The organism is Rhizobium sp. 10N427 (assembly GCF_056394605.1).
In genome coordinates, this window is record NZ_JBFTID010000009.1 from 75120 (window position 1) to 89153 (window position 14034).

Consider the following 14034-nt stretch of genomic DNA (forward strand, 5'->3'; position numbering starts at 1 on the left):
GCATGTTGACCGCGGGCGGCGAGTGCCAGCCCTGCGGCATTTCAAATTTCAATCAACGGTACGGAGCGTCGATCGCGATATTGCGCGCGATTTCGCGTTCCCACCGGTCGCCATTGTCGAGGAGCCGCTGCTTGTCGAAGTAAAGCTCTTCGCGGGTCTCGGTGGCGAATTCGAAATTCGGGCCTTCGACGATCGCATCAACAGGGCAAGCTTCCTGGCAGAAGCCGCAATAGATGCACTTCACCATGTCGATGTCGTAGCGCACCGTGCGGCGCGTGCCGTCGTTGCGGCGCGGACCGGCTTCGATGGTGATCGCCTGAGCGGGACAGATCGCTTCGCAGAGCTTGCAGGCGATGCAGCGCTCTTCACCGTTGGGATAACGGCGCAGTGCGTGTTCGCCGCGGAAGCGCGGAGAAACCGGACCCTTTTCGAACGGGTAGTTGATCGTCGCCTTCTGCTTGAAGAAGTAGCGCATCGACAGAAAGAATGCGCCGACGAATTCCTTGAGGAACAGCGAGCTGACGGCGTTGGACAAGCTGGCCATCTTCAACCTCCAAATTTGCTGGAAACGAGGAAGGACATGATCATGCCCATCCCATCAGCTTCAGCACGAATGCAACAATGACGACCATGGCGAGCGACAGAGGAAGGAAGACCTTCCAGCCGAGGCGCATCAGCTGGTCATAGCGGTAGCGCGGCACGAAAGCCTTGACCATCGCGAACATGAAGAACACGAAGCACGACTTCAGCATGAACCAGATGATGCCCGGGACCCAATTGATCAGCCAGAAATCGACCGGAGGCAGCCAGCCGCCGAGGAACAGGATCGTCGTCAGCGAGCACATCAGGCAGATGGCAGCATATTCGCCGAGCATGAACATCATGTATGGCGAGGAGCCATATTCGACCATGAAGCCAGCAACCAGTTCCGATTCCGCTTCCGGAAGGTCGAAGGGCGGACGGTTGGTTTCAGCGAGCGCCGAGATGAAAAAGATGATGAACATCGGGAACAGCGACAGCCAGTGCCAGTCGAGGAACGAGCTGGGCAGGCCGAGCTTGGTGCCGAGACCGGTCTGCTGCGACATGACGATATCCGTCAGGTTCAGCGAACCCACGCAGAGAAGAACGGTGACGATGACGAAGCCGATCGAGACTTCATACGAAACCATTTGCGCTGCCGAGCGGAGCGCGCCGAGGAACGGGTACTTCGAGTTCGAAGCCCAGCCGCCCATGATGATGCCGTACACTTCGAGCGACGAGATCGCCAGAATGTAGAGAATGCCGACATTGATGTTGGCAATGACCCAGCCGTTGGCAACCGGCACGACCGCCCAGGTCGACAGCGCCAGAAGCACGGTGACCAGCGGGGCCAGCAGGAAGACGACCTTGTTGGCGCCGGCCGGAATGACCGGCTCCTTGAAGACAAACTTCAAAAGGTCGGCGAAGGACTGGAAAAGACCGAAGGGACCAACCACATTGGGTCCACGGCGCAGCTGAACGGCAGCCCAGATCTTACGGTCGGCAAGCAGGATGTATGCGATGAAGACCAGCAGGCAGACGAGCATGAGCAGCGACTGACCGACCATGATGAGGCCAGGCAAGACATAAGTTGAAACAAACGATTCCATAGTCCCCTGCCCTTACTCTGCCGCGACTTTGAAGTTGTTGCGGGCCAATGCCGAGCACTCGGCCATGACAGCCGAGGCGCGCGCGATCGGGTTCGTCAAATAGAAGTCTTTGACCGGTGAAGCAAACCCGGATTTGTTCATCTTCCCGGCTTTTTTCGCAACTGCGGCAATTTTGGCGCTGTCGCTTTCGGCGATCTCGTCGACGGCTGCGAAATGCGGGAATGCCGCGTAGAGCTTGCCGCGCAATTCGCCAAGCGAATCAAAGGGAAGCTTCTTGCCGAGCACGTCGGAAAGCGCACGCAGGATCGCCCAGTCTTCGCGGGCATCGCCCGGTGCGAAACCGGCGCGGTTGCCCATCTGGACGCGGCCTTCGGTGTTGACCCAGGTACCGGACTTTTCGGTATAGGCAGCAGCCGGAAGGATGACGTCGGCGTTATGCGCGCCCTGGTCGCCATGCGAGCCGATATAGACCGTGAACTTCGCGGTCTTCTTGGTGAAATCGAGCTCGTCTGCGCCGAGCAGGAAGAGCACGTCCATGGAGGACAGCATATCCGCAGCGTTGACGCCCTTGGCGCCCGGAACGAAACCGAGGTCGAGGCCGCCGACGCGGGCAGCAGCCGTATGCAGGACCGCAAAACCGTTCCAGCCGTCGGCGACAGCGCCAACCGTGCCCGCGAGCTTGGCAGCGCTGGCGAGGACACCGGCGCCATCAACACGCGAGAGAGCACCCTGGCCGATAATGATCAGCGGCTTCTTGGCATCAGCGAGAACCTTGGCGAAGGCATGGTTGCCATCGACGAGATCCTTCAGCGTATCCGGGCCAGCGCCGAGATATTCGTAATCGTAGCGCATGTCGCCGGCTTCGCCGATCACACCGATCGGGAAACCGCCGCGGCGCCAGCGCTTGCGGATGCGGGCGTTGAGAACGGCTGCTTCGAAGCGCGGGTTGGCGCCGATGATCAGCAGCGCGTCGGCTTCTTCGATGCCCTGGATCGTCGGGTTGAAGAGGTAGCTTGCGCGGCCGAGCGACGGATCAAGTGCCGTCCCATCCTGGCGACAGTCGAGGTTCTCGGAACCGAGCGACTTTACCAGTTCCTGCAGAGCGTACATTTCTTCGACCGTGGAGAGGTCGCCGGCAATCGCGCCGATCTTCTCGCCGGTCGTGCCAGCCACTGCCGTCTTGATGGCGCCGAAGGCTTCGGCCCAGGTTGCCGGCTGCAGGCGGCCGCTCTTGCGGACGTAAGGACGATCGAGGCGCTGCGTCTTCAGGCCGTCCCAGATGAAGCGGCTCTTGTCGGAGATCCACTCTTCGTTGATCTGGTCGTTGACGCGCGGCATGACGCGCATGACTTCGCGGCCGCGGGTATCGACGCGGATCGCCGAACCGAGCGCGTCCATGACGTCGATCGATTCCGTCTTGTTCAGTTCCCACGGACGGGCCGTGAAGGCGAAGGGCTTGGAGGTCAGCGCGCCGACCGGGCAGAGGTCAACGACGTTACCCTGCAACTCGGAGGTCATCGCCTGCTCGAGATAGGTGGTGATTTCGGCATCTTCGCCGCGGCCGATCAGGCCCAGCTCGGAGATACCGGCAACTTCCGTGGTGAAGCGGACGCAGCGCGTGCAGTGGATGCAGCGGTTCATGACCGTCTTGACGAGCGGTCCGATATACTTGTCTTCGACCGCGCGCTTGTCTTCCTGATAGCGCGAGGTGTCGATGCCGAAGGCCATCGCCTGGTCCTGCAAGTCGCACTCGCCGCCCTGGTCGCAGATCGGGCAATCTAGCGGATGGTTGATCAGCAGGAATTCCATCACGCCTTCGCGGGCCTTCTTGACCATCGGCGTGTTGGTGAAAACTTCAGGCAGTTCGCCGTTCGGGCCGCCGCGGATATCGCGCACACCCATGGCGCAGGAAGCCTGCGGCTTCGGCGGGCCACCCTTCACCTCGACGAGGCACATACGGCAATTGCCGGCGACCGACAGCCGCTCATGGAAGCAGAAGCGCGGAACTTCAGCGCCGGCTTCCTCACACGCCTGGATGAGCGTGTAGTGATCCGGGACCTCGATCTCGTTGCCGTCAATCTTCAGTTTTGCCATCGTCACTCAAGTCCTGTTTCCCGTTCGCCGGATGGCGGCAAACAAACCTATTCTGCAACATGACCGCTGCCAGGCGGGATTTCGTCCCCGCAGGCATCGGCGTCGCCCAAATTGTCTTTCCCCGGCCCCGGGGAACCCGAGACCCGATCGGCTTGCGTGAACGAGGCCCCTGCCCCGCCATGCCTGCCTTATTCCCTCCGGCCGCTTGGGTCAGCCGGAAAAATTCAGCTTCGCTTGCGGCCCTTCGCCGCGAGCGCCTTTGCCTGGCCGCGCCAGTCGTCGCGGGCGATCCGGCCGTCGAAGCCGAGATCGGCATCAACGCCTGCCGCTTCCGCGTCGCTCCAGGCGGCAATCGCCGCGAACGTGCGGATGCCCCTGGCGTTCAGAACCTGCTCCAGCTTCGGACCGATGCCCGAAATCAGCTTCAGGTCGTCAGCCTTCTTCGCACGGCTGACCGGCTTTTTCGCAACCAGAGCCTTGGGCTCCTCGGCCGCGACGATCGAGAGCTTCGCCTTGCGCACCGCGGCCGGACGGATATTTTCCGGCTTGATGCGCACCTCGGGCTTTGCGGCCTGCGGCGGCGTTTCGTCGAGCGCCTCGGCAATCCGGCTGGTCGCCTCGAAGGCGCCCTGCAGCGCTCCGAAGAAGGCACCGGCGATCTGCGTCGAGAAACCGATGCCGACGGCGGTTGCCGCAGCCATCGCCGCGGCCGGATGGGCCATCAGCGGGTGGATCGGCATCGCCTTTGCGTTCTCCAGCATCTCGGCAGCAAGACGGCCGAAGTCAGCCGAGAAATCGGCTGCCCCTTCCTTGTCATTGCCGCCAGATGCCTTGGCCATCATTTACTCCGCAGCTTCCAGAACCGCACCATGATCCATGGCGCTTGCCGTGTACTGATCGATACGCGCTTCGATTTCCGGACGGAAATTGCGGATCAGACCCTGGACCGGCCATGCAGCAGCATCGCCGAGCGCACAGATGGTGTGGCCTTCGATCTGCTTGGTGACCTGGAACAGCATGTCGATTTCGCGCTTCTGGGCGTTGCCCTTGGCCATGCGCTCCATGACGCGCCACATCCAGCCGGTGCCTTCGCGGCACGGCGTGCACTGGCCGCAGCTCTCATGCTTGAAGAAGGCAGAGATACGGGCGATCGCCTTGATGACGTCCGTGGACTTGTCCATGACGATCGCGGCGGCCGTACCGAAGGACGAGCCGACGGCGCGAAGGCCATCGAAGTCCATCGGGCAGTCGATGATGTCCTTGGCAGGCACGATCGGGCACGATGCGCCGCCCGGAATGACGGCGAGCAGGTTGTCCCAGCCGCCGCGGATACCGCCGGCGTGGCGATCGACGAGCTCACGGAAGGTGATGCCCATCTCTTCTTCGACTGTGCACGGCTTGTTGACGTGGCCCGACAGCATGAACAGCTTGGTGCCGACATTGTTCGGACGGCCGATCGAGGAGAACCAACCGGCGCCGCGGCGCAGGATGGTCGGCGCAACGGCGATCGATTCGACGTTGTTGACGGTCGTCGGGCAGCCGTAGAGACCCATGTTCGCCGGGAACGGCGGCTTCAGGCGCGGCTGGCCCTTCTTGCCTTCAAGGCTTTCGAGCAGCGCGGTTTCTTCACCGCAGATATAGGCACCGGCGCCGTGGTGGACGTAGATGTCCATCGGGTAGCCGAGCTTGTTGCTCTTGCCGAGCAGACCGGCATCGTAGCACTCGTCGATTGCAGCCTGGAGAGCTTCACGCTCGCGGATATATTCGCCGCGGACGTAGATATAGGCAGCATTGGCGCCCATGGCGAAGCTCGCGATAACGCAGCCTTCGATCAGCGTATGCGGATCGTGGCGCATGATATCGCGGTCTTTGCAGGTACCGGGTTCCGATTCGTCGGCGTTGACGACGAGGTAGTGCGGCCGGCCGTCGGATTCCTTCGGCATGAAGGACCACTTGAGGCCAGTCGGGAAGCCTGCGCCGCCACGGCCGCGAAGGCCGGAAGCCTTCATCTCGTTGATGATCCAGTCGCGACCCTTTTCGAGAATCTGCTTGGTGCCATCCCAGTGGCCGCGGCTCATCGCGCCCTTCAGGGACTTGTCCTTGAGGCCGTAGATATTGGTAAAGATGCGGTCTTTATCTTGTAACATGCTTCACCTCTTACCGCGGCTTCTTGCCGAAGACCTTGATATATTCCGCTTCACCGCCCTTGGCGAGCGCCTTGGCCTGCTTGACCCAGTCGTCGCGCTCGATGCGGCCCTTGAAATTCAAGTATCCATCGACCCATTCGCGTTCAGCCTTCTTCCACGCGCCGACTTGCGCGAAGGTGAAGATGCCGAGTTCGTTCAAAATAGCTTCGATCTTCGGACCGACGCCGGAGATCAGTTTCAGATCGTCAGGCGCAGCAGGCTTTGCGATGCCAGCCGGACGGTTCTTGTCTTCCAGCGAGGGCTTGGCAGCGATCGGAGCAGCGGCAGCCTTGGCAGGCTTTTCATTGGCAGCGGGTGCAGCCTCGGCAGCGGCGTTCTTGGCAGCAGCCTTCGGCGCCGTGACAGGCGTCTTCAGCGCGGCATTGGTCTCTGCATCGGTGCTCTTCGGACGCGCAGCTTCCGACGGCGGAACACTGACGGCATCGGCATCGGCCTTCTTCGCAGAGGTCTTTGCCTTCGCCTTCGGCTCTTCGGTCAGAAGCGAGGTCGGGCCGCCTTCCGGCGACGAGAAGTGACGATCGATCTGCGGACCGGGCTTAACGCTCGCGCCGTTGCCGGCATTGAACGTGTCGATGATCTCTTCGAGACGCTCCGGCGTCAGATCTTCGTAGGTGTCCTTGCCGATCATGATCATCGGTGCATTGACGCAGGCCCCGAGACACTCGACCTCTTCCCAGGACAGCGTGCCCTCGGCGTTGCGCTCGAACGGGTGCTGGTGGATCTTGCTGCGGCAAACGCCCATCAGCTTTTCCGAACCGCGCAGCATGCAGGGCGTGGTGCCGCAAACCTGAACGTGGGCGCGCGTACCGACCGGACCCAGCTGGAACTGCGTGTAGAAGGTAGCCACTTCGAGGACGCGGATATAGGCCATGTCAAGCATGTCGGCGACCTTCTCGATCGCCGCGCGCGTGACCCAACCGTCCTGCTCCTGCGCTCGCATCAGCAGCGGAATGACCGCGGACTGCTGACGGCCTGCGGGATATTTCTGGATCGTCTTATCCGCCCAGACCGCGTTTTCGTCATTGAAGGCGAATGCGGCAGGCTGGAATTGATCTTCGGCTAGTCGACGAACGGACATTCTTCCTCACGCCTTGTCAGTTTAGGGTCCCACACCGCGAGGCCGTCAAAGACTGCATCTCACAAGCGTAGGCCGACTGGTCTTTCTGCAAAAACACTACGAATTTCTTGCCGTTCGGAACGGCGGCCTTGATCTGGTAGCCCTTGGAAACGAGCTCCCCGATCGTGGCCTGACCGCTTGGCGGCGTTATCTCTTCCGCACCGAGCTTCGGGCCGAATCCCTGCGTATTGTCCTGGGCGAAGGCCGAGGCAGCAACGAGGAATGCGGCGGACGAGAGCACGGTGAGCTTCATCAGCGGTCAACCTCACCGAAGACGATGTCGAGCGAGCCGAGAACGGCTGCGACGTCGGCCAGCTGGTGGCCGCGGCACATGAAGTCCATCGCCTGAAGGTGGGCATAGCCCGGGGCGCGGATCTTGCAGCGGTACGGCTTGTTGCTGCCATCGGAGACCACGTAGACGCCGAACTCGCCCTTCGGCGCTTCGACGGCGGCGTAAACTTCGCCGGCCGGGACGTGATAGCCTTCGGTGTAGAGCTTGAAGTGGTGGATCAGCGCTTCCATCGAGCGCTTCATCTGTCCACGCTTGGGCGGCACGACCTTGCCGTCGATGGAGGAGAACGGACCGGTCTTCGCGTCGGAAAGCAGGCGATTGACGCACTGCTTCATGATACGGACCGATTCGCGCATTTCGATCATGCGGATCAGGTAGCGGTCGTAGCAGTCGCCGTTCTTGCCGATCGGGATATCGAACTCGAGATCGGAATAGCACTCGTAGGGCTGCGAACGGCGCAGGTCCCAGGCAGCACCCGAACCGCGCACCATGACGCCCGAGAAGCCCCAGGCCCAGCAGTCTTCCAGCGAAACGACTCCGATATCGACGTTACGCTGCTTGAAGATGCGGTTGCCGGTGAGCAGATCGTCGATGTCGTCGAGCTTGCCCGGGAACTGGTCGCACCACTTGCCGATATCCTCGACGAGATCTTCCGGCAGATCCTGGTGGACGCCGCCCGGACGGAAATAGGCAGCATGCATGCGCGCGCCGCAGGCACGCTCGTAGAACACCATCAGCTTTTCGCGCTCTTCGAAGCCCCAGAGCGGCGGCGTCAGCGCGCCGACGTCCATGGCCTGCGTCGTGACGTTCAGCAGATGCGAAAGGATACGGCCGATTTCCGAGTAGAGAACGCGGATCAGCTGGCCGCGGATCGGGATATCGATGCCGAGCAGCTTTTCGACGGCCAGTGCATAAGCATGCTCCTGGTTCATCGGCGCTACGTAATCGAGACGGTCGAAATACGGAACGGCCTGCAGATAGGTCTTGGTCTCGATCAGCTTCTCGGTGCCGCGATGCAGCAGGCCGATATGCGGATCAACACGCTCCACAATTTCGCCGTCAAGCTCCAGGACAAGACGAAGAACGCCGTGCGCCGCCGGATGCTGCGGTCCGAAATTGATGTTGAAGTTGCGGACGTTATGTTCTGTCATGGCGATCGGGCTCGCGTTCTCAGATAATCAGCAGCTGGCGGGGATTGCCCACCAGCCACTATCAAAATTTACTGCTTCGCTTTTTCATCGCCCGGCAGCACATAATCCGTGCCTTCCCATGGCGACATGAAGTCGAAGTTGCGGAATTCCTGCTTCAGCTCCACCGGCTCGTAAACGACGCGCTTGGCGGCGTCGTCATAGCGGACTTCGACGAAACCGGTCGTCGGGAAGTCCTTGCGCAGCGGGTGACCTTCGAAACCGTAGTCGGTCAGGATGCGGCGCAGGTCTGGATGGCCGGTGAAGAGAACGCCGTACATGTCCCAGGTCTCGCGCTCGAACCAGTCGGCGCCTGGATAAACGGCGCAGGCCGAGGGGACCGGCGTGTCTTCGTCGGTCGCGACCTTGATGCGGATGCGCAGGTTCTGCTTCGGAGACAGAAGGTGATAGACGACATCGAAGCGCAGCTCGCGCTGCGGCCAGTCGACGCCGCAGATATCGATCATGTTGACGAAGCCGCACTTGGCATCGTCACGCAGGAACGTCAGCAGCGCGATCAGGTTTTCACCCGTCGTCGTCAGGGTCAATTCGCCGAACTTCAGCTGCGACGCGGCAACCAGGTTGCCACGTGCTTCCGAGATATAGGACGACAGCTCAGTGAGGGCTTCGCTCATATGTCTTGTCCTTAACCCTTACCGCTCAATCGTGCCGGTGCGCCGGATCTTCTTCTGCAGCAGGAGCACGCCGTAAAGCAGAGCCTCTGCCGTGGGGGGACAGCCCGGCACGTAGATGTCGATCGGCACGACACGGTCGCAGCCGCGAACAACCGAATAGGAATAGTGATAGTAGCCGCCGCCATTGGCGCAGGAGCCCATCGAGATGACGTAACGCGGCTCGGGCATCTGGTCATAGACCTTGCGGAGCGCAGGCGCCATCTTGTTGGTCAGCGTACCGGCGACGATCATGACGTCGGACTGGCGGGGCGAAGCGCGCGGCGCAAAGCCGAAGCGCTCGACGTCGTAACGCGGCATCGACAACTGCATCATTTCGACGGCGCAGCAGGCGAGACCGAAGGTCATCCACATCAACGATCCGGTACGGGCCCAGTTGATCAGCTCGTCGGTCGAGGTGACGAGAAAGCCCTTGTCGGCGAGCTCGTTGTTGATTTCGCCGAAGAAGGCGTCATTGGCGCCGATCGGCTTGCCGGTCGAAGGATCGATGATCCCCTTCGGGGCCTGAGAAACGAGCGGCTGATTGCCGGCGGGGGTCACTCCCATTCCAGGGCTCCCTTCTTCCATTCATAGATAAAGCCGATGGTCAGCACGAAGAGGAAGACCATCATGGACCAGAAGCCGAACCAGCCGATGGCGCCGAAGGAAACGGCCCAAGGAAAGAGGAAGGCGACTTCGAGGTCGAAGATGATGAAGAGAATCGACACGAGATAGAAGCGGATGTCGAACTTCATGCGGGCATCGTCGAAGGCATTGAAACCGCATTCGTAAGCAGAGAGCTTTTCCGAATCAGGTGCCTTGAAGGCAACGGCGAACGGCGCAATCAGAAGCGCCAGGCCGATAACGAGAGCGATACCAATGAAAATAGCGATCGGAATGTAATTACCGAGCAGTTCAGTCATCATGTTCATCCCTGCTTGCCGGCTGCGCCGGGCGGCGCAATGGGCAAATGCCCGGCAAGCGAACGTGCGTTGCAACAAGCCGTGGTTAGCGCAGGCTGAGCCACGGCGCAAGACTTTTAGAAGACCAATTCAAGCTACGATGATGCGACATTATCAAGCAGATGCAACGATGTCGCGACAAATCCGCTTAGGTTGCGGAAGGCTGCATGGCAGCCCACGAAATTCTGCATGGCTTGGAGGAGAAAATGGCGCGAGTGACGGGGCTCGAACCCGCGACCTCCGGCGTGACAGGCCGGCACTCTAACCGACTGAGCTACACCCGCGCATTGCGGAGGCGATGACCGGAATGTGCCTTTCAGCACTTGCTTTGAAATGGCGCGAGTGACGGGGCTCGAACCCGCGACCTCCGGCGTGACAGGCCGGCACTCTAACCAACTGAGCTACACCCGCATTCATTTCAAGCAATCCGGAGGCTTTCGCTTCCTTACCGAGGCGGGCTCGCCGCTTCGATGAGCGGCTAACTAAGGGGTTCGCATTTGAGTGTCAAGCAGGTTTGGAGACAAATCCATGACAGCACGGAAATTGTTTTGGATGCAGCGCGCAAGTGTCTGAAAGTTCGCGCGAAGCAGACGCCGCGCGGGGCCTTCTCGCACTGATCCTTATATAGAGATCCACCGGGCGGTACCCACCCGCGCACTCCCCTTCCCTTTTCCACAAGCCGAAAAGCCTGCGTTGGCGCGCCCTTTCCAAAAAAATCAAAAAATCTTCACAAACACTCTTGCGGTTTTTTCCCGATCCGCATAGATCACGGCCACCGACGCGGCGGGCCGAACAGGCTTCGTGACGCGAGGGCGATTAGCTCAGTTGGTAGAGCGCCTCGTTTACACCGAGGATGTCGGGAGTTCGAGTCTCTCATCGCCCACCATTCTTTTCCCAAGTGAAATCTCAGATATTTGATCTCACATCGCGGCTCCGATGTTGGCGCTCCCGCGTCTTTCGGCTACTTGGCAGTCAGTGAAGCAGAATTGCCCCGGATAAGGCGAGAATCATGAAGACACGCGAAGAACGGCAGGCGCAGCGTGCGGCGATGCCGCGGACCCAGCTTTTGGCCCACCATATGGAGAATGCCAGGCTTCTCCCGGATCGCGGCGAGCTGCTCTACCGCATCCCGAATGGCGGAATCGGCGTCGAGGTGGGCGTTGCCTTCGGTGAATATACCGCCGAGATCATTGAAAAGAATCGGCCGTCGCAGCTTTTCCTCATCGATCCCTGGGGGATGGACCGCTATAGCTCCGGCCTGCACGACGTCCACACGAAGTTCGAGGCCGAAATCGCCTCTGGTCAGGTCAAGCTGATGCAGGGTACCTCGCTGGAGAAGCTGGCCGAATTCGAGGACGGGTTTCTCGACTGGGCCTATATCGACACCGACCATTCCTTCGAGCTGACCTGGCAGGAATTGCTGCTTTGCGAGAAGAAAGTGAAGCGGACGGGGCGGATTGCCGGGCATGATTTCTGCACCGGCAATACCGTGAAGCCGATCGTCTATGGCGTCGTCGAGGCGGTCACCAAGTTCTGCAAGGATTATGGCTGGCAGTTCGAGTTCCTGACCGTCGAATCACATGCTCATTTTTCCTACTGCCTGAAGCGGCTCTGACGCCGCGCGGCGATCGGCAGACCGCCGATCGCCCTCTTGCTTTAGGCCTGGCGCGAGACGGTCCAGCTCTTTCCTGCATATTGATCGTCGCTGACATGCTCCATCCAATCGACCGGGGAACCGTTCAGCGCCTCCTGGATGGCGATGTGGCTCATCGCCGTGTCGGGTGCTGCACCATGCCAATGCTTTTCGCCGGGCTCGAACCAGACGACGTCGCCAGTGCGGATTTCGCGGGTGTCCTGCCCCCAGACCTGTAACAGGCCTCGTCCCGAGGTCACGATTAGCGTCTGTCCGAGGGGGTGCGTATGCCAAGCCGTGCGGGCGCCCGGTTCGAAGGTGACGGTGGCGGCGCGCACCCGCGCCGGATCCGGGCCTTCGACGATCGGATCGAGGCGGACGGTGCCGGTGAAATAGTCGGCGGATGGCCTGGTCGAGGGCCGCGATCCGGCCTGCTTGATGTCCATTTTGATTCTCCTGCGATTGATCCGGTGCGTTAGCCGAAACGTAGGTCAGGAACAGGCTGATTTGAAGTGGAGGAAGACCATGCGCCGCACCGGTCTCATCATTGTCGCCGCCATACTTGTCATCTTCGCCCTGCCGCATCTGGCAAGCGCGCGCGATTTCGCGCTCGAGGACTTCTTTGCCGGCAGAAGCGTGGCCGATGGCGAGTTCAAGGCGATCAACGGCGTCGATCGCAAGTTCCGCGTGGCGCTCACCGGCCGCTGGAACGGAAAGCGGCTCACGCTTCGCGAAGACTTTGTCTACGCGGATGGCGTTCGCGAGCGCAAAACCTGGCGATTCGTCAAAACGGCACCCGGCCGCTACAGCGGCACGCGCGAGGATGTCGTTGGTCCCGCCGAGGTTACCATCAATGGCGAGGTGGCGCGCTACAGCTATCTCGTCGACATCGCGCCGGGGCCGAACCAGAACATCGTGCGCTTCCACGACACGATCCGGCGCCAGCCTGACGGCACGCTGCTGAACACCGCCTGGGTCAGCAAATTCGGTTTCCCGGTCGCCACCGTCCGCGTGACCTTCTCGAAGAAGTGACGCCCTGCCCTATTTCCCTTGCGGTCGCACGCTTGCCGCCATTTGCGGCGGCTGCTAGTTGCGATGCAGTTTCATCACGAGGGAGATTTCCATGAAAGAACATAGTTTCGGCCGCATGCCGTTTTCGGTCACCAATGTCGGCTTCGGTGCCTGGCAGATCGGCGGTTCCTGGGGCGATATCAGCGAGGCTGACGGACGCGCGGCGCTGAACGCGGCGCTCGATGCCGGCATGACCTTCATCGACACCGCAGACGTCTATGGCGACGGCCGCTCGGAAAAGATCGTCGCCGACGTCTTGAAGAGCCGCGGCGGCAAACGGCCGATGGTCGCCACCAAGGCCGGCCGCCGCCTCAACCCGCATGTCGCCGACGGTTACACGAAGGCCAATCTCGAAGGCTTCATCGATCGCAGCCTGAAAAATCTCGAGGTCGACAGCCTCGACCTGGTGCAACTGCACTGCCCGCCGACGGAAGTGCTCTACCGCGCCGAAGTCTTCGAAGGGCTGAACGAGCTGCAGAAGGCCGGCAAGATCAAGGGTTACGGCGTCAGCGTCGAAAAGGTCGAGGAAGCGCTGAAGGCGATCGAATTCCCGGGCGTCGAAAGCATTCAGATTATCTACAACATCTTCCGCCAGCGTCCTGATCACCTGTTCTTCCAGGAAGCCCGTCGCAAGAATGTCGCGGTAATCGCCCGCGTACCGCTGGCCAGCGGCCTGCTGTCCGGCAAGATCACCCGCGACACGAAGTTTGCGAGCGACGACCACCGCAACTTCAACCGCAACGGCGAAGCTTTCGATGTCGGCGAGACCTTTGCCGGCGTTCCCTTCGAGGTTGGCCTGCAGGCGGTTGAGGAAGTGCGCAAGCTGGTGCCCGAGGGCGCTACGATGGCGGCTTTCGCACTGCGCTGGATCCTGATGCATGAGGCAGTCACCGTGGTCATCCCCGGCGCGCGCAATGGCGAACAGGCGAAGGCCAACGCAGCGGCTGCCAGCCTCGCGCCGCTCTCACACGACGTCATGGCGGCGACACGCGAGATCTACGAGCGGCTGATCGCACCGCATGTGCATCATCGCTGGTAGGATTTGGCGAGAGTTTAGTGAGGAACGGCCGGGTTATTTGCCGGCCGTTTTTTTGTTTGCACCCGCCCTTCCCTCATTCCTGTGCTTGTCACAGGAATCCAGTCGCCGCGCGTCTGCGCGGCGAGAGGAGTCC

Annotated in this window: 15 protein-coding genes and 3 tRNA genes; 4 read left to right on the forward strand and 14 right to left on the reverse strand. The window is 61.1% G+C overall.

Annotated features, from left to right (window positions below; genetic code table 11):
- Positions 1–52: 52 nt before the first annotated feature.
- From nuoI to AC1DIJ_RS19555, 13 genes are all read right to left on the reverse strand, one after another.
- Complete coding sequence (nuoI, locus tag AC1DIJ_RS19495; RefSeq protein ID WP_112389679.1) at positions 53–544, reverse strand: NADH-quinone oxidoreductase subunit NuoI; 492 nt, start codon at positions 542–544, stop codon at positions 53–55.
- Positions 545–584: 40 nt separating this feature from the next.
- A complete protein-coding gene (gene nuoH / locus AC1DIJ_RS19500) occupies positions 585–1628 on the reverse strand; it encodes an NADH-quinone oxidoreductase subunit NuoH (RefSeq protein ID WP_112389678.1) in 1044 nt (347 codons plus the stop codon).
- 12 nt (positions 1629–1640) lie between these two features.
- Complete coding sequence (nuoG, locus tag AC1DIJ_RS19505; protein ID WP_112389677.1) at positions 1641–3722, reverse strand: NADH-quinone oxidoreductase subunit NuoG; 2082 nt, start codon at positions 3720–3722, stop codon at positions 1641–1643.
- 224 nt (positions 3723–3946) lie between these two features.
- Entirely contained in the window at positions 3947–4564 is a 618-nt protein-coding gene (locus AC1DIJ_RS19510) for a 5' DNA nuclease (protein ID WP_112389676.1), read from the reverse strand.
- The gene (gene nuoF, locus AC1DIJ_RS19515) at positions 4565–5869 is read right to left on the reverse strand and encodes an NADH-quinone oxidoreductase subunit NuoF (protein ID WP_112389675.1); all 1305 of its coding nucleotides are present in this window, start codon (positions 5867–5869) and stop codon (positions 4565–4567) included.
- 10 nt (positions 5870–5879) lie between these two features.
- A complete protein-coding gene (locus tag AC1DIJ_RS19520) occupies positions 5880–7007 on the reverse strand; it encodes an NADH-quinone oxidoreductase subunit E (RefSeq protein ID WP_112389674.1) in 1128 nt (375 codons plus the stop codon).
- A gap of 16 nt (positions 7008–7023) precedes the next feature.
- The gene (locus tag AC1DIJ_RS19525; protein WP_112389673.1) at positions 7024–7299 is read right to left on the reverse strand and encodes a hypothetical protein; all 276 of its coding nucleotides are present in this window, start codon (positions 7297–7299) and stop codon (positions 7024–7026) included.
- Entirely contained in the window at positions 7299–8489 is a 1191-nt protein-coding gene (locus tag AC1DIJ_RS19530) for an NADH-quinone oxidoreductase subunit D (RefSeq protein WP_112389672.1), read from the reverse strand. The genes AC1DIJ_RS19525 and AC1DIJ_RS19530 overlap by 1 nt, the downstream gene beginning before the upstream one ends.
- Positions 8490–8557: 68 nt before the next feature.
- The gene (locus AC1DIJ_RS19535) at positions 8558–9160 is read right to left on the reverse strand and encodes an NADH-quinone oxidoreductase subunit C (RefSeq protein ID WP_112389671.1); all 603 of its coding nucleotides are present in this window, start codon (positions 9158–9160) and stop codon (positions 8558–8560) included.
- Positions 9161–9178: 18 nt separating this feature from the next.
- Positions 9179–9763, reverse strand: coding sequence for a NuoB/complex I 20 kDa subunit family protein (locus AC1DIJ_RS19540; protein ID WP_112389670.1), 585 nt, complete (start codon positions 9761–9763; stop codon positions 9179–9181).
- Positions 9754–10119, reverse strand: coding sequence for an NADH-quinone oxidoreductase subunit A (locus AC1DIJ_RS19545; RefSeq protein ID WP_112389750.1), 366 nt, complete (start codon positions 10117–10119; stop codon positions 9754–9756). The genes AC1DIJ_RS19540 and AC1DIJ_RS19545 overlap by 10 nt, the downstream gene beginning before the upstream one ends.
- A gap of 246 nt (positions 10120–10365) precedes the next feature.
- A tRNA-Asp gene (locus AC1DIJ_RS19550) sits at positions 10366–10442 on the reverse strand.
- 50 nt (positions 10443–10492) lie between these two features.
- A tRNA-Asp gene (locus AC1DIJ_RS19555) sits at positions 10493–10569 on the reverse strand.
- 399 nt (positions 10570–10968) lie between these two features.
- Here AC1DIJ_RS19555 and AC1DIJ_RS19560 point away from each other — a divergent pair.
- Together AC1DIJ_RS19560 and AC1DIJ_RS19565 are read left to right on the forward strand one after the other, a co-directional pair.
- Positions 10969–11044: transfer RNA gene (locus AC1DIJ_RS19560), tRNA-Val, on the forward strand.
- 123 nt (positions 11045–11167) lie between these two features.
- Positions 11168–11773, forward strand: a complete 606-nt coding sequence (locus AC1DIJ_RS19565; RefSeq protein ID WP_112389669.1) for a class I SAM-dependent methyltransferase — start codon at positions 11168–11170, stop codon at positions 11771–11773.
- Positions 11774–11814: 41 nt separating this feature from the next.
- Here the strand turns inward: AC1DIJ_RS19565 and AC1DIJ_RS19570 are convergent, their stop codons facing one another.
- A complete protein-coding gene (locus tag AC1DIJ_RS19570; RefSeq protein WP_112389668.1) occupies positions 11815–12237 on the reverse strand; it encodes a (R)-mandelonitrile lyase in 423 nt (140 codons plus the stop codon).
- Positions 12238–12316: 79 nt separating this feature from the next.
- Between AC1DIJ_RS19570 and AC1DIJ_RS19575 the strand changes: the two genes are divergently transcribed.
- On the forward strand, positions 12317–12823 hold the full coding sequence (locus AC1DIJ_RS19575; RefSeq protein WP_112389667.1) for a DUF3833 family protein: 507 nt from the start codon (positions 12317–12319) through the stop codon (positions 12821–12823).
- Between the two features lie 91 nt (positions 12824–12914).
- The gene (locus AC1DIJ_RS19580) at positions 12915–13901 is read left to right on the forward strand and encodes an aldo/keto reductase (protein ID WP_112389666.1); all 987 of its coding nucleotides are present in this window, start codon (positions 12915–12917) and stop codon (positions 13899–13901) included.
- Positions 13902–14034 lie beyond the last annotated feature (133 nt).

Excerpts from the sequence above, each read along its gene's own strand:
- AC1DIJ_RS19520 (WP_112389674.1), bottom strand. The coding sequence starts at position 7,007 with ATGTCCGTTCGTCGACTAGCCGAAGATCAATTCCAGCCTGCCGCATTC.
- nuoH (WP_112389678.1), bottom strand. The coding sequence starts at position 1,628 with ATGGAATCGTTTGTTTCAACTTATGTCTTGCCTGGCCTCATCATGGTC.
- nuoG (WP_112389677.1), bottom strand. The coding sequence starts at position 3,722 with ATGGCAAAACTGAAGATTGACGGCAACGAGATCGAGGTCCCGGATCAC.
- AC1DIJ_RS19545 (WP_112389750.1), bottom strand. The coding sequence starts at position 10,119 with ATGACTGAACTGCTCGGTAATTACATTCCGATCGCTATTTTCATTGGT.
- AC1DIJ_RS19580 (WP_112389666.1), top strand. The coding sequence starts at position 12,915 with ATGAAAGAACATAGTTTCGGCCGCATGCCGTTTTCGGTCACCAATGTC.
- nuoF (WP_112389675.1), bottom strand. The coding sequence starts at position 5,869 with ATGTTACAAGATAAAGACCGCATCTTTACCAATATCTACGGCCTCAAG.
- AC1DIJ_RS19535 (WP_112389671.1), bottom strand. The coding sequence starts at position 9,160 with ATGAGCGAAGCCCTCACTGAGCTGTCGTCCTATATCTCGGAAGCACGT.
- AC1DIJ_RS19525 (WP_112389673.1), bottom strand. The coding sequence starts at position 7,299 with ATGAAGCTCACCGTGCTCTCGTCCGCCGCATTCCTCGTTGCTGCCTCG.
- nuoI (WP_112389679.1), bottom strand. The coding sequence starts at position 544 with ATGGCCAGCTTGTCCAACGCCGTCAGCTCGCTGTTCCTCAAGGAATTC.
- AC1DIJ_RS19565 (WP_112389669.1), top strand. The coding sequence starts at position 11,168 with ATGAAGACACGCGAAGAACGGCAGGCGCAGCGTGCGGCGATGCCGCGG.
- AC1DIJ_RS19540 (WP_112389670.1), bottom strand. The coding sequence starts at position 9,763 with ATGGGAGTGACCCCCGCCGGCAATCAGCCGCTCGTTTCTCAGGCCCCG.
- AC1DIJ_RS19570 (WP_112389668.1), bottom strand. The coding sequence starts at position 12,237 with ATGGACATCAAGCAGGCCGGATCGCGGCCCTCGACCAGGCCATCCGCC.
- AC1DIJ_RS19510 (WP_112389676.1), bottom strand. The coding sequence starts at position 4,564 with ATGATGGCCAAGGCATCTGGCGGCAATGACAAGGAAGGGGCAGCCGAT.
- AC1DIJ_RS19575 (WP_112389667.1), top strand. The coding sequence starts at position 12,317 with ATGCGCCGCACCGGTCTCATCATTGTCGCCGCCATACTTGTCATCTTC.
- AC1DIJ_RS19530 (WP_112389672.1), bottom strand. The coding sequence starts at position 8,489 with ATGACAGAACATAACGTCCGCAACTTCAACATCAATTTCGGACCGCAG.